This window comes from Streptomyces odontomachicola, from assembly GCF_039605595.1.
GTDB lineage: Bacteria > Actinomycetota > Actinomycetes > Streptomycetales > Streptomycetaceae > Streptomyces.
Map to the genome: position 1 here is coordinate 300,368 of NZ_JBCFOK010000004.1, position 13,707 is coordinate 314,074.

The window sequence follows — 13,707 nt, forward strand, 5'->3', positions numbered from 1 at the left end:
GGCGCGGCAGCATCGCGGCAACGGCAGCGACACGACGGCCGAGCCGCCCCACCCCGGCGACGCGGCCGCAGCGCCCGGAAGAAGGAGAGCGCCGCATGACCGAGTACGGCCCGCGCCCGGTGGAGCGCCGACTGCTCACCGAGGAGGCCAGGGATCTGCTGAACCTGGTGCGCGACCTCGCCCAGCGCGAGATCGCCCCGACCGCCGCCGAGGGCGAGGAGAAGGGGCACTTCCCGCGCGAGATCTTCGCGCTGCTGTCCCGCTCGGGACTGCTCGGCCTCCCGTACGAGGAGGAGTACGGCGGCGGCGAGCAGCCGTACGAGGTGTACGTGCAGGTGCTGGAGGAACTGGCCGCCGCGCGGCTCACCGTCGGGCTCGGCGTGAGCGTGCACTCGCTGGCCTGCCACGCGCTCGCGGCGTTCGGCGGCAAGGAGCAGCGCGCCGAGCACCTGCCCGCCATGCTCGGCGGCGAACTCCTCGGCGCGTACTGCCTGTCCGAGCCCACCTCGGGCTCCGACGCCGCGGCGCTGCGCACCCGCGCGGTGCGGGACGGCGACGACTGGGTGCTCTCCGGCACCAAGGCGTGGATCACCCACGGCGGGATCGCGGACTTCTACACGGTGCTGGCCCGCACCGGCGGCGAGGGCGCGTCCGGGATCACCGCGTTCCTGGTCCCGGGGGACGCCGAGGGCCTGACCGCGGCGCCGCCCGAGCGGAAGATGGGCCTCAAGGGCTCGCCCACGGCGCAGCTCCACTTCGACGGCGTACGGGTGCCGGACGCACGCCGCATCGGGGAGGAGGGGCAGGGCTTCAGCGTCGCGCTGTCCGCGCTGGACTCCGGGCGGCTCGGCATCGCCGCGTGCGCGGTGGGCCTGGCGCAGGCGGCACTCGACGAGGCGCACGGATATGTGCAGGGGCGCGAGCAGTTCGGCCGCCCGCTGGCCGACTTCCAGGGGCTGCGCTTCATGCTCGCCGACATGGCCACCCAGATCGCCGCGGGACGCTCGCTGCTGCTGGAGGCCGCGCGGCTGCGGGACGCGGGGCGGCCGTTCGCGCAGCAGGCCGCGATGGCGAAGCTGTTCTGCACCGACACGGCGATGCGGGTCACCACCGACGCGGTCCAGCTCCTCGGCGGCTACGGCTACACCGCCGACTTCCCCACCGAGCGGTACATGCGCGAGGCCAAGGTCCTCCAGATCGTGGAGGGCACCAACCAGATCCAGCGCATGGTGGTCGCCCGCAACCTGTTGGGGCCCGAGCGGCACTGAGGGCCGCGCGCCCGTGAGGGACTTCGCGGGAAGGGCCTCGTGAGGAGGGCTTCGCGAGAAGGGCCTCGCGAGGACGCGGCGGCGGGGCCGCTCTGCTCCGCCGCCGCGCGCCGTGCCCCCTCACCGGCTGCTCAGCCCCGTACGTCGTCCACGACCTCGGAGTGCAGGGCCGCGCGTACGAGCGCGGCGGCGAAGCGGGCCGTGTCCTCGGGCGGCACCAGGTTCGCCAGGGACCTCTCGCTCGTGGGCAGGCCCAGCTTCTGCGCGCCCTGCTGCGCCTTCTTGTCGATGTGCGGCCTGAACTCCGGCCACACGTCCTGCACTTCGCGCAGGAAGATCGACACGCCGGTGGGCCCGATGCCGGGCACCTCCCCGATCCGCTTGTGCGGCGCCGGGTCCTCGCGCAGTTTGCGCAGGTCGCCGCCGTACGAGTCGAGCAGCAGCTCGGCGCCCTGCCCGAGCATCGTCGCGGTGCGCTCGTCGTAGCGCCGGTAGCCGCCCTCGCCGAGCGCGTCCACCCGCTGCTGCCAGGTGGCGTCGCACATGGAGCGGGCGTCCTTCATGCCGGCATCGGACAGCGCGCGGGACGCCGCGACCGCGATGTCGGCGCGGATGCGCGCCGAGAGCAGCATCGAGAGCACGAGCAGCCGGTACAGCGGCTGCGGCGTGTTCTTCAGCGTGATGCCGGCCTCGGCCGCGTACGTGGTCCCGTGCCGGCGCAGCAGCCGCCCGGCGATGGTCTCGGCGCTCTGCTGCTGCTTGCGGTTCTGCGACTGCGACTTCGTCTGCTTCTGCTGCGTGGCCATGGTGGGCCTCCCGTCAGTCCGGGGGCTCGCCCGGCTGGTCGCCGGCCGAGTCCCGCTCGTCCTCGCCGGGCGGTTCGGGCGGGGCGCCGAGCGCGTCCTCGACCTCCTCGTCGGGGTCCTTGGGACGCAGCGCCTCGCGGACGTTGTCCGCCGCCTCGCCCTCGCCGGGCACCTCGGCACCCGAGTGCGTCTGCTCGGCTGACACCTGCTCCTCGGGCTCCTCCTCGCGGCTGCTGTCACCGGGATTCGGCACGGCTCATCACCTCCCACGCGAACGGGTCCCCTGGTGCGCGCGCCCATAACGTGACCGTCGGCTGCGCGTCGGCGCCCCGGGCCGTGTGCCGACGCCCCGGCCCCGTGCCCGTCAGCCGCGCGCCGACACCGCGGCCTCCGGAACCCGCACCGGCACCGACCCCCGCGCCAGCGACTCCGCCGCGGCCGGCCCCACCAGCGTCGCCGCCACCGCCGTCCCCGCCGGTACGCGCGGGGGAGCGCCCTCCGTCACGCTGCGCCGGAAGGCGTCGACGAGCAGCGCGGTGCCCTCCTCCATCCGCTCCACGGGCGCGCCCCCGAGCCGCAGCTCCGGCGGCGTACGCACCTCGTCGCGCAGCGAACCCCCGTGCGCCCACGGCTCGTTGCGCACCCGCACCGACCAGGCGCCGGCGCCCGGCGCGCGCACCGACTCGACCAGGCCGCGTGTACCGCGCACGGACAGCCACGACCAGTGGCTGTCGGGTTCGCCCTGGAGGAAGGTCTGGCGGAGCAGGGCGAGTTCGCCGCCGGACAGCCGCAGCGCCATGACCACGGCCGCGGGCCGCTCGCCGCCGTCCACGGGGTGCGTCGTGACCTCGACGGGCCGGGCGCCCGTGACGTCCAGCACCGGGGTGACGGTGTGGGTGCAGTACGCGGTGGGTCCGATCCGGCCGCGCCAGTGCCCGGGGTCCCCTGTCATGTCCCGCAGCGCCGCCTCCGACAGTCCGTGCAGGTAGTCGCACTCCAGGAGCCGCGGCGCCCCGGCCTCGCCCGCCGCCAGTGCGGAGGCGATGAGCCGCACGTGCGGGTGCGCCACGTAGTTCTCCGCGAAGGACCAGCTCGCCGTCGAGCGCGCGACGGCGGCCAGCAGGCGTCCGCCCTCCTCCGCGTCCGCGCACGCGGCGCACTCGCTCAGCACATGGACGCCGCGGTCCAGGAAGGCGATCGAGGGCGCGGCGTGCGCGTCGAAGTCGTTGGCCAGCACCACGCCGCCGAGCTCGCCGCGCTCCGCCGGGGCGAACAGTTCCGGCCAGTCCCGCGCCGTACGCGCCCCGGGGAACTCGGCGGAGGCGCGCTCCAGCGCCGCACCGTCCCGCTCGCACAGCCACGCCACCCGCAGCCCGACCCGCGCGCACCACCGCGCGAGCTGCAGCCCGCGCCGCCCGAGGCCCACCACCGCCACATCCGCCGCCACGCCCGCCGCTCCGTCACCCATGCCCCGAGCCTCGGCCGCCGTACGCGACCCGGCAACCGGTTTACGCCCCCGCAGGCCCGCATCCCTGGCCCCCACCGGGCCGAGCCGCGAAACGAACAAGCCGCTCCCCCGAAGACCGGCCGGCGGACGCGCCGCATCCCTGGCCCCCGCACGCTCCCTGACGTACCGTCACATGCCCCTCGCTCCGCCCGACCTCCAGGAGGCAGCCGTGGCCGTGGACGAGCGCCCCGTCGCGCTGGACGAGTACCCCGTGCACCAGGTGCCGCTGTCGATGCGGCACGTCGCCACCGGCGACCGGAACGCCTACGACCGGTGCATCTTCCATCTCTTCGACCACGCGGGACGGTTCCTGCTGATCGCCGGGCTCGGGGTGTACCCCAACACCGGCGTCATCGACGCGTACGCCGTCCTGCGCACCGGCGACCGGCTGCTGGCCGTGCGCGCCTCGGACGCGCTCGGTGAGGACCGGATGCGGATGGAGACCGGGCCGCTGCGGATCACCGTCGAGGAGCCGCTGCGCCGCTTCCGCCTGGAGTGCGCCCCCGACCCCGAGGACCCCGACGGGCCCGACTCGCTCTCCTTCGACCTCAGTTGGGACGCCGCCTTCCCGCCCCTGTGGGAGCCGCACCACACCCAGCGCCGCGGCGACCGGCTGATCCTGGAGGGCCGCCGCTTCGTGCAGGCGGGCACGGTCGGCGGGCGGATACGCGCGGGCGGTACGGAGATCCCGGTGACGGCGGGGGAGTGGACCGGCACCCGGGACCGGAGCTGGGGCACCCGCCCGATCCCCGGCGAGGACGGCGGGCGCGCCGCCGAGGAACCGCCCGAGGGCTTCCACTGGGTCTGGTGCCCGGTCCGCTTCGACGACCGCTTCCTCATGGTGATCGTCCAGGAGGACGCCGACGGGCACCGCACGCTCTCCGACGCCGTGGAGGTACGCGAGGGCCGCCGCGACACCCAACTCGGCTGGCCGCACCCGGAGATCGGCTACCGCCCCGGCACCCGCCACCCCGAACGCGCCGTCGTGCACCTCACCCGCCCCGACCGCAAACCCCTCGAACTCGGCGTGGAGACCCTCACCTCCGTACCCCTCGCGATCGGCGCGGGATATCCGCCGGCCGACCCCGCCGACTGGCAGCACGGCACCTGGCGCGGCCACGGCTGGACCGACCGCCGCGCCTACGACCTGTCGGATCCCGCCGCGCACCCCCGCGCCGCGTACGGCGTCACCGACCACGCGGCCCGCTGCACCCTCGAAGGGCGCACCGGATACGGCTTGTTCGAGCACGGCAGCTTCGGGCGGCACGACCCGAGCGGCTTCACGGGGTACGACTCGGTGGCCCCGGCGGAGGAGGAGAGCCGGTGACGACAGCCCCTCGGCCCCGTACCAGCACCCGCGACCCGCACGAGCTCGCCCGCCGCCTCGACGCGTGGCTCGACCGGAAGCTGCCGGGGGCCCGCGCGCTGGACCCCGACATCCCCGAGAGCAACGGCATGTCCAGCGAGACCGTGCTGTTCGGGCTCGGCCACCCGGAGGCGCCGGTGAGCGGGTGCGCGCTGCGGCTGGCCGCCGACCCGGCCGCGTACACCGTCTTCCCCTCGTACGACATGGCCCGCCAGTACCGCACCCTGCGCCTCGTCGCGGAGCGCAGCGACCTCCCGGTGCCCCGGGTGCTGTGGCTGGAGGAGGACGAACGGGTGCTGGGCGCGCCCTTCTTCGTGATGGAGCGCGTGCACGGGCGCGTGCCGCCGGACATCATGCCCTACACGTACGAGGGCAACTGGCTGCACTCCGCGAGCGAGGCCGAGCGGGCGCGGCTGGAGGAGGCGAGCGTCGGCCTGCTGGTACGCCTGCACACCCAAGTGCCCGCGCGCGAGGCCGAGTTCCTCGCACCTCCCGGCACCGGCAGCCTGCTGCGGCGGCACGTCGCGGAACAGCGCGCCTACTACGAGTGGGTCGTACGGGAGGGCCCGCGCTCACCCCTGATCGAGCGCGCCTTCGCGTGGCTCGAGGCCAACTGGCCGGCGGAGGAGGGCGATCCGGTCCTGTGCTGGGGCGACGCGCGGATCGGGAACGTCGTGTACGGGGATGCGGCGGGCGGCGAGGAGGCGGGCGGAGGCTTCGCGCCCGTCGCGGTGCTCGACTGGGAGATGGCGACGCTCGGGCCGCCCGAACTGGACCTCGCCTGGATGGTCTACCTGCACCGGTTCTTCCAGGACCTGACCGAGAGCATGGGGCAGCGGGGGCTTCCGGAGCTGCTGCGCCGGGACGCGGTGGAATGCCGTTACGCCGCGCTGACCGGCCGCACGCCGCGCGCGATGGACTTCCACACGCTGTACGCGGCGCTGCGGCACGCCGTCGTGATGCTGCGGATAGCGGGCCGCCGGATCCACTTCGGCGAGGCCCAAGTCCCGGAGGATCCGGACGACTTGATCATGCATCGGGCCTCGCTGGAGGCGATGCTGGACGGCCGGTACTGGTGAGGCGGGTACTGGTGACACCGGTACCCGCGGGCCGTCGTCGATGAGGTGAGGCCCCCGGCGGGCCGGGGGCTCAACGGGCCGGCCGTGCTACCCGGCCGACTGTCCGTCCTGCGGTGCGGCCTATCCCTGCCGCGCGGCGATCCGGCGGCGTGCGGCACGCGGCGGGCGCACGGGGTCCGGGGCGAAGCCGCCCGCGTGCGAGAACGGCTGCATCCGCCAGTCCAGGCCCTCGGGAAGCGTCAACAGGTCGGCCACATCGGCCTCCTGACCGTCTGCCACATCCAGCGGGGCGGCCTCGGCGGCCGGGCGGCCCGAGCCGCGGCAGACCACGGGGCCGAACGGGTTCCACGGCGTGGCGCACAGCGCGTGCTGCGGGAGGTGCTCCTCCTCGGCCAGCAGCGCGATGGGCTGGGCACAGTCCGGGCAGTTCACCCGGTAGATGTCGTACGACTCGATCTCCAGCGCCTCCAGCGCTTCGGGTTCGTCGGGCTCTTCCGCTTCCTGAGCCTCAAGGGCGTCCTGAATGTCCCGCTCCCTGTTTCGGCCGGACTGCTTCCCGGACTGCTTTTCGGTGCGCATGCAATCCCCCTCGGGTGAACCGGCCGGGATCGTGCGCCCGGCCACAGCAAGCACTTCCCTCCGCGTCTCGCGCATAATCGCCGCACTCCTATGCACACGGATGCATGTGTGTGGCCTTCCTCACACACGGTGCGCGGGGCGCGTACGCCCCGTGCTTCCTGCCGTGACCCCGCCGGCAGGGTGGTTGCGGGTGCGGCGCCTACAACGCGACCAGCGTCACTTCCGTCGCCTTGATGCTCGTGTAGACCGAGCTGCCCTCCTCCAGGGCCAGTTCGGCCGCCGCGGCGGCGGTGATCTCGGCGACCAGGACGGGGCCCCGCGCCACGGCGACCAGCAGCCGCAGCCTGCTCCCCGACGCGGTGATCTCCCGTACCGTGCCGGGCCACACATTGCGCGGACTGCCCGCCGGCCGCTCCCGGTGCACCGACACCGCCTCGGGCGGCACGACGGACAGGAGCCGCGCCCCCTCCTCCACGGGGTCGGCGACGAGCAGCGTCCCCCCGTCGTCCAGATCGAGCGAACCACCCGAAGTGCCGTGCCCGGTCAGCGCATTGCTGCCCAGCATCCGCGCCACCCACGGCGAACGCGGATGCCGCGCCACCTCGGCCGGCGGCGCGTCCTGAAGGGTGCGGCCCCCGTCCAGCACCAGCACGCGGTCGGCGAGCGACACCGCCTCCACCGGATCGTGGGTGACCAGCAGGCACACCCCGCCGAGTCCCTCCAGGTGCCGCCGCAGCGTGTGCCGTACCTTCGCCCGCGTCGTCTGGTCCAGCGCGGCCAGCGGCTCGTCGAGCAGCAGCAGCCGCGGCCGCGCCGCCAACGCGCGTGCCAGCGCGACCCGTTGGGCCTGCCCGCCGGAGAGCTGCGCGGGCCGCCGGTGCGCCAGGTGCCCCACGCCGAGCCGGTCCAGCCACGCCTGCGCCTCCCGGCGCGCGGCCGCACGCGGCGTGCCCTGTGCGCGCAGCCCGTACGCCGTGTTGGACAGCGCGTTCAGATGGGGGAAGAGCGCGCCGTCCTGCGGAACCCACGCGACGCCCCTGCGGTGCGGGGGAAGGGACGTCACCTCCCGTTCCCCGAGCCGGAGTCGGGCGCGGGACCGCGTGGTGAGCCCGAGCAGCGCGCGCAGCAGCGTGGTCTTGCCCGCGCCGTTGGGCCCGACCACGGCGAGCGTGGTGCCGGGATCCGCGTCGAGGGTCAGCTCGTTGAAGCCGCTCACCTCGGCGTGCAGCGCCCACCGCTCCCCAGGACCGGGCACGTCCCCGGGTACGTCCGCCGGCTCGGGCTCGTGCGGCCCCGCGACACCGGAACCGGCGCCCGGGTCCCCGGCCTCATCGGCCGCGGCCCCCGCCGACCGCCGCCGCCCGGCCCCGGGCGCGCGCCCCGCAGCCCCGGCCCACCGCCCCCGCAGGCACACCAGCACGGCCATCGCCACGGCGAGCAGCAGCAGGGACAGCGAGGTCGCGGCCTCGGGGTCGTCCTGGAGCAGCAGGTAGACCTGGAGCGGCAGGGTCTGGGTGGTGCCGGGGAGGTTCCCCGCGAAGGTGATCGTCGCGCCGAACTCGCCCAGCGCCCGCGCCCAGGTCAGCGCCGCGCCCGCGGCGAGCCCCGGCGCCACCAGCGGCAGCGTGACGGTGCGGAAGACCCGTACGGGAGACGCCCCCAGGGAGCCCGCGGTCTCCTCGTAGGCGGGACGCAACCCGGCGAGGGTGCCCTCCAGGCTGATCACCAGGAAGGGCATCGCGACGAAGGTCGCGGCCAGCACGGCGCCCGACGTGTGGAAGGGGAGCACGATCCCGAAGGTGTCCTCCAGCCACGGTCCCAGCAGCCCGCGCCGCCCGAAGCCGAGCAGCAGCGCGACGCCGCCCACGGTCGGCGGCAGCACCATGGGCAGCAGCACCAGGGACCGCACCAGCGTCTTGCCGGGGAAGTCCACGCGTGCCAGCAGCCACGCCAGCGGCACCCCGAGCAGCAGCGAGAGCCCCAGCGCCCAGAGCGAGGTCAGCAGCGAGAGCCGCAGCGCCTCGGTGACCCCGGGGCTGGTCAGATGCGCGCCCAGCTCGCCCCACGAGGTGCGGGCCAGGATCCCGGCGAGCGGCAGCAGCAGGAACGCCACGGCCAGCAGCGCGGGAACGGCCAGCGCCACGGGCGCCCGCGCGCCGGGAACGGGGGTGCGGGGTACGCGCTGGCGCAGGGTGTTTCGCATCGGGGATCCCGTCGTGTGCTCGCGGTGGTGCCACGGTGGGGCGCGGTGCCGCGCAGGCGCTCAGGGCCGGTGCGGCACCGCGCCACCGCTCACGGCTTCTGGAAGCCCGCGTCCCGGAGGATCTTCTGCGCCTCGGGCGTGCCGAGCCACTTCACGAACGCGTCCGCCTGCTTGGCGTGTTCCGACTGCTTGAGGGTGGCCGCGGGGTACGAGGCGACGTTGTTCTGGTCGTCGGGGATGCGTACCGACTCGGTCTTCTTGGTCGCCGTCTCCGCGTCCGTGCGGTAGACGACGCCCGCGTCCGCCTCGCCCAGCTCGACCTTGCTGAGCACGGCCCGCACGTTCGGCTCCTCGGAGACCGGCTTCACCTTGATCTTCTGCTTGTCCAGCACCTGCTGGGTGTAGCGGCCCACCGGGACCTCCGGCGCCGCCAGCACGACCTTGGGCTTCTTCTTGCTGTCGGCGCCCAGGTCCTTCAGGTCCTCGATCTTCTTCGGGTTGCCCTTGCCGGTGACGATGACCAGCCGGTTCTTGGCGATCACCGAGGGCTTGCCGGTGTCGGACTTCAGACCGTCCATGGTCTTGGTGTCGGCCGTGACCAGCGCGTCGGCGGGGGCGCCCTGCTTGACGTGCGCGGCCAGCTCCTGCGACCCGGCGAAGGAGAACTTCAGCTTCACGTCCGGGTGCTTCTTCTCGTACGCGGCCCCCGCCGTCTTGAACACGTCGGTCAGCGAGGACGCGCCGAGCACGGTGAGCTGCGTCTTGCCGCCCTCGCCCGCGCCCTTGTCCTTCTCGCCCCCGCCGCAGGCGGTGAGGGGGAGGAGCAGGGCGGTCGCGGCGACGGCGGCGGCGGTACGGCGGCGGGTGAGGAACGTGGGCATCGGTGGGACTCCTGGTGTGCGGGCGGCGCGCGCCGCCGGAGGTGCGGTGGGGCGTCGCTTGCGGAAGGGCGGCGGCGCCGCGGACGGACGGCACCGCGGGTGCGGGGACAGCCGGCGTACGGGACGGGGCCGGCGTACGGGGGCGGAGGCCGGCGCCGTCGTACGGGCCGGAAGCCCTGGTGGGGCCGGAACCCGGTGTACGGGCCGGAGCCGGGGCGGTCAGGCGCGGTCGATGTGCACGTTGGTCGACTTCACGCGGGCGGTGGCCTGCGTGCCGACCTCCAGCCCGAGCTCCTCGACGGCCTCCCTGGTCAGCAGGGACACCAGCCGGTGCGGGCCCGCCTGGATCTCCACCTGGGCCGCCACGTCGCCGAGCCGTACGGCGGTGACGATGCCGGGGAAGGCGTTGCGCGCCGAGGTGTAGGAGACGTCCTCCTCCTCGGCGCCCTGCCCGCCCTGGCCGAGCTCCACGGAGAAGGCGGCCAGGTCCCGGCCGTCGATCAGGCGGCGCCCGCTCTCGTCGCGGTGGGTCGCGACCCGGCCGGCGTCCGCCCAGCGGCGCGCGGTGTCCGGGCTGACGCCCAGCAGCCGCGCCGCCTGCCCGATTGTGTAGGACTGCATTTGCGACAAGTTACGGCCGCCGTCCTCGCAGGTGCAAGCGTCTTGGGCGATGCGACATGGCAATTGCCGGACTCGCCGGTCACCGCTGGAGGAACGCCCAAGAGGCGTCAGCGGCAAGGCCCTTGCGCGCCGCGCCGGCCACGCCCGTCCGGCCACTAGGCTTACGCGGGTAAAGCCGGGCATTTAGGGCGCGCTCCCGCGTGTGGGAGCACGCCGCTCCCGCCGCCCCGTCCCGAACATCCGCCCTCCACCCCGTACTTGAGGTGCCCCATGAACCCCCGCCCCGACGCCGGCTCAGGATCCGCCCCCGATTCCGCCTCCGGCTCCCGCCTCAGCATCCGCAACCAGCTCCCCGGCACCGTCACGGGCGTGCGGTCCGGCGCGGTCATGGCGACCGTCCTGGTCCGCCTCTCCGGCGGGCAGCAGATCACCGCGGCGATCACCCTGGAGTCCGCGCGCGACCTGGGCCTCGCCGAGGGCTCGTCGGTACGGGTCCTCGTGAAGTCCACCGAGGTGTCCCTCGCCACCGGGGCCGTCGAGGGGCTGAGCATCCGCAACCGCCTCCCCGGCACGGTCGCCTCCGTGGACACCGGCGGCGCGATGGCCGCGGTCCGCGTCTCCGTGGACGGCGGCGAGCTGACCTCGGCCGTCACCAGGGACGCCGTCGCCGACCTCGGCCTGGCGGCCGGCACCCCGGTCACCGCGCTGCTCAAGTCGACCGAGGTGGCGCTGGCCGCGGTCTGAGCGCCGCGGCCCGTACGGCGCGCCCGTACGGCATCCCGCACCGGTTGTGCCGAGCGCCGGAAACCCCTGTAGGTTTCTGCGCCGTGGAGGATCTCGACCGACAGATCGTGGAACTGCTCGTCAAGGACGGGCGGATGAGCTACACCGACCTGGGCAAGGCCACCGGCCTGTCCACCTCGGCCGTGCACCAGCGCGTCCGCCGCCTGGAACAGCGCGGCGTGATCCGCGGCTATGCCGCGCTGGTGGACCCCGAGGCCATCGACCTGGCGCTCACCGCGTTCATCTCCGTCAAACCCTTCGACCCCAGCGCGCCGGACGACATCGCCGACCGGCTCGCCGAGGTCCCGGAGATCGAGGCCTGCCACAGCGTCGCCGGGGACGAGAACTACATCCTCAAGGTCCGCGTCGCCACTCCCATCGAGCTCGAGCACCTGCTCGCCCGCATCCGCTCGCTGGCCGGCGTCTCCACCCGCACGACGGTGGTGCTCTCGACCCCGTACGAGGCACGGCCGCCGCGCATCTGACCCCGCTCACAGGACCCGGGGCGCGGAGCGGGAAACTTGTCCCATGAGTGAGCGCACCGCCCCCGACCAGAGCCGGCCCCGCACCACGCTGTTCCGCGGCGGCGAGGTGCACAGCCCCGCCGACCCGTTCGCCACGGCCCTCGTGGTGGAGGGCGACAGCGTCGCCTGGGTCGGCTCGGAGGGCGCGGCCGACTCCTTCGCCGACGGCGTCGACGAGGTGGTGCACCTGGACGGCGCGCTCGTCACCCCGGCGTTCACTGATGCGCACGTGCACACCACGTCCACCGGCCTCGCGCTCACCGGGCTCGACCTGTCCGGCGCCCGCAGCCTCGCCGAGGCACTGGACCGGGTGCGTTCGTACGCCTCGTCCCGCCCCTCCGACCGCGTCCTGCTCGGCACCGGGTGGGACACCGCAGGCTGGCCCGAGCGCCGCCATCCGAGCCGCGCCGAACTCGACGAGGCCGCCGGGGGCCGCCCCCTCTACCTCAGCCGCGTCGACGTCCACTCGGCCCTGGCCACCACCGCGCTGCTGGACCAGGTGCCCGGTGTGACCTCGAAGGACGGCTACGAGGACGGGCAGCCGCTCACCCGGGACGCGCACCACGCCGTGCGCGCCGCCGCCTTCGGGAGCCTCAGCGGCGCCCAGCGCGCCGAGGCCCAGCGCGCGGCGCTCGCGCACGCGGCCTCCGTCGGCATCGGCGCGCTGCACGAGTGCGCGGGCCCCGACATCTCCAGCGAGGACGACCTCGCCGAGCTGTTCGCGCTCGCCGCCGAGGGCAACGGGCCGCGGGTGTACGGCTATTGGGCCGAGCCCCTCACGGACCCCAAGGAGGCCGGTCGCATCCGCGAACTCGGCGCGCTGGGCGCGGCCGGCGACCTCTTCACCGACGGCTCCCTCGGCTCGCACACCGCACACCTGTGCGGCCCGTACGCCGACGCGGGCCACACCGGCACCGCCTACCTCGACGCCGACGCCATCGCCGCGCACGTCGCCGCCTGCACCGAGGCGGGCATCCAGGCCGGGTTCCACGCCATCGGCGACGGCGCGCTGCGCGCCGTGACGGACGGCGTCCGGGCCGCCGCCGAACGGGTCGGCACCGACCGTGTCCGCGCGGCCCGGCACCGCGTGGAGCACGCCGAGATGCTGGAGCCCGGCACCGTCGCGGCCTTCGCCGAATTCGCCCTCACCGCCTCCGTGCAGCCCGCCTTCGACGCCGCGTGGGGAGGGGAGGACGGCATGTACGCGGAACGCCTGGGCCGCGAGCGCGCCCGAACCCTCAACCCGTACGCGGCACTTCAGCGCGCCGGCGTGCCCATGGCCCTCGGCTCCGACAGCCCGGTCACCCCGCTCGACCCGTGGGGCACGCTGCGCGCCGCCGCATTCCACCGCACGCCCGAGCACCGGATCTCCGTACGGGGCGCCTTCACCGCGCACACCCGGGGCGGCTGGCGGGCCATCGGGCGGGACGACGCGGGGGTGCTGGCGCCGGGCGCGCCCGCCGACCTCGCGTTCTGGCACACCGGCGAACTCGTCGTACAGACACCGGATTCCCGGGTCGCCAACTGGTCCACCGACCCGCGCTCCGGCACGCCCGGGCTGCCCGACCTGACACCGGGCCGTCAACTCCCGCTCTGCCTGCGGACGATGGTGGGCGGGCGCACCGTGTACGCGCGGCCGAACGAGTGATCCGGGGCGCTCTCCATACGCCGAACGACGTCCCCTCGGCTTGTCGCGGCCCCGCCCTGCCCTCCGCACTGACCTGCTGATTTCGTGAAACGCCGCAGGCCACAGGGCTGTTGACAGCCGACGCCACTGGGCGGGTAGGTTCGGCCGGGTCCACCACAGGACGTCCGACCGGTCAGAACTCCGCGCAGTCGTCGAACGCCGCTGGGCCATGGGGTGGTGTGCCGCACCGGTTCACCACCGCTGGGAGCCAGGTCCAGCGCCCGCGGCACGGGGGCGGAAGGTTTCGCCGGCCGGCAGGTGCGACCCGGGTGGGGCCCGGACGCTCAGTAGACAACGGCTCTCGGTCGACCCGCAGCCAGCGGTTCCCAGGCCGGCCCGAAGAGCACCCGGGCCCCTACCCGCACCCTCCTCCTTCTGCGCGGCCGCACCTCTTGCGCGCGGC

The 13,707-nt window shown here is 74.8% G+C and carries 13 protein-coding genes; 6 read left to right on the forward strand and 7 right to left on the reverse strand.

Features of this window, described 5'->3' with window-relative positions:
• Window positions 1-95 precede the first annotated feature (95 nt).
• A complete protein-coding gene (locus ABEE00_RS09105) occupies window positions 96-1,268 on the forward strand; it encodes an acyl-CoA dehydrogenase family protein (protein WP_345744782.1) in 1,173 nt (390 codons plus the stop codon).
• Between the two features lie 131 nt (window positions 1,269-1,399).
• Here the strand turns inward: ABEE00_RS09105 and ABEE00_RS09110 are convergent, their stop codons facing one another.
• The 3 genes from ABEE00_RS09110 to ABEE00_RS09120 all read right to left on the reverse strand — a co-directional run bounded on the left by ABEE00_RS09110 (window position 1,400) and on the right by ABEE00_RS09120 (window position 3,542).
• Window positions 1,400-2,074: an HhH-GDP family DNA glycosylase gene (locus tag ABEE00_RS09110; RefSeq protein ID WP_345744783.1), complete on the reverse strand. Its 675-nt coding sequence runs from the start codon at window positions 2,072-2,074 to the stop codon at window positions 1,400-1,402.
• Between the two features lie 13 nt (window positions 2,075-2,087).
• The gene (locus ABEE00_RS09115; protein ID WP_345744784.1) at window positions 2,088-2,327 is read right to left on the reverse strand and encodes a hypothetical protein; all 240 of its coding nucleotides are present in this window, start codon (window positions 2,325-2,327) and stop codon (window positions 2,088-2,090) included.
• Window positions 2,328-2,438: 111 nt separating this feature from the next.
• Window positions 2,439-3,542: a Gfo/Idh/MocA family protein gene (locus ABEE00_RS09120; protein ID WP_345744785.1), complete on the reverse strand. Its 1,104-nt coding sequence runs from the start codon at window positions 3,540-3,542 to the stop codon at window positions 2,439-2,441.
• A gap of 172 nt (window positions 3,543-3,714) precedes the next feature.
• Between ABEE00_RS09120 and ABEE00_RS09125 the strand changes: the two genes are divergently transcribed.
• A complete protein-coding gene (locus ABEE00_RS09125; RefSeq protein WP_345744786.1) occupies window positions 3,715-4,908 on the forward strand; it encodes an Rv3169 family protein in 1,194 nt (397 codons plus the stop codon).
• Window positions 4,905-6,026 (forward strand): phosphotransferase family protein, encoded by a 1,122-nt coding sequence (locus ABEE00_RS09130; RefSeq protein ID WP_345744787.1) that lies wholly within the window; start codon window positions 4,905-4,907, stop codon window positions 6,024-6,026. The genes ABEE00_RS09125 and ABEE00_RS09130 overlap by 4 nt, the downstream gene beginning before the upstream one ends.
• A gap of 120 nt (window positions 6,027-6,146) precedes the next feature.
• On the opposite strand, the gene ABEE00_RS09135 is transcribed toward ABEE00_RS09130, so the two are convergent.
• The 4 genes from ABEE00_RS09135 to ABEE00_RS09150 all read right to left on the reverse strand — a co-directional run bounded on the left by ABEE00_RS09135 (window position 6,147) and on the right by ABEE00_RS09150 (window position 10,310).
• Window positions 6,147-6,605 (reverse strand): hypothetical protein, encoded by a 459-nt coding sequence (locus ABEE00_RS09135; protein ID WP_345744788.1) that lies wholly within the window; start codon window positions 6,603-6,605, stop codon window positions 6,147-6,149.
• A 199-nt stretch (window positions 6,606-6,804) separates the two neighbouring features.
• On the reverse strand, window positions 6,805-8,808 hold the full coding sequence (locus tag ABEE00_RS09140) for an ABC transporter permease (RefSeq protein ID WP_345744789.1): 2,004 nt from the start codon (window positions 8,806-8,808) through the stop codon (window positions 6,805-6,807).
• Between the two features lie 89 nt (window positions 8,809-8,897).
• The gene (gene modA / locus ABEE00_RS09145) at window positions 8,898-9,689 is read right to left on the reverse strand and encodes a molybdate ABC transporter substrate-binding protein (protein ID WP_345744790.1); all 792 of its coding nucleotides are present in this window, start codon (window positions 9,687-9,689) and stop codon (window positions 8,898-8,900) included.
• Window positions 9,690-9,908: 219 nt separating this feature from the next.
• A complete protein-coding gene (locus ABEE00_RS09150; RefSeq protein WP_345744791.1) occupies window positions 9,909-10,310 on the reverse strand; it encodes a TOBE domain-containing protein in 402 nt (133 codons plus the stop codon).
• Window positions 10,311-10,580: 270 nt separating this feature from the next.
• Here ABEE00_RS09150 and ABEE00_RS09155 point away from each other — a divergent pair, with 270 nt between their 5' ends.
• From ABEE00_RS09155 to ABEE00_RS09165, 3 genes are all read left to right on the forward strand, one after another.
• Entirely contained in the window at window positions 10,581-11,054 is a 474-nt protein-coding gene (locus tag ABEE00_RS09155) for a TOBE domain-containing protein (RefSeq protein ID WP_345744792.1), read from the forward strand.
• A gap of 83 nt (window positions 11,055-11,137) precedes the next feature.
• The gene (locus ABEE00_RS09160; RefSeq protein WP_345744793.1) at window positions 11,138-11,578 is read left to right on the forward strand and encodes an Lrp/AsnC family transcriptional regulator; all 441 of its coding nucleotides are present in this window, start codon (window positions 11,138-11,140) and stop codon (window positions 11,576-11,578) included.
• A gap of 43 nt (window positions 11,579-11,621) precedes the next feature.
• Entirely contained in the window at window positions 11,622-13,265 is a 1,644-nt protein-coding gene (locus ABEE00_RS09165) for an amidohydrolase (protein ID WP_345744794.1), read from the forward strand.
• Window positions 13,266-13,707: the final 442 nt, after the last annotated feature.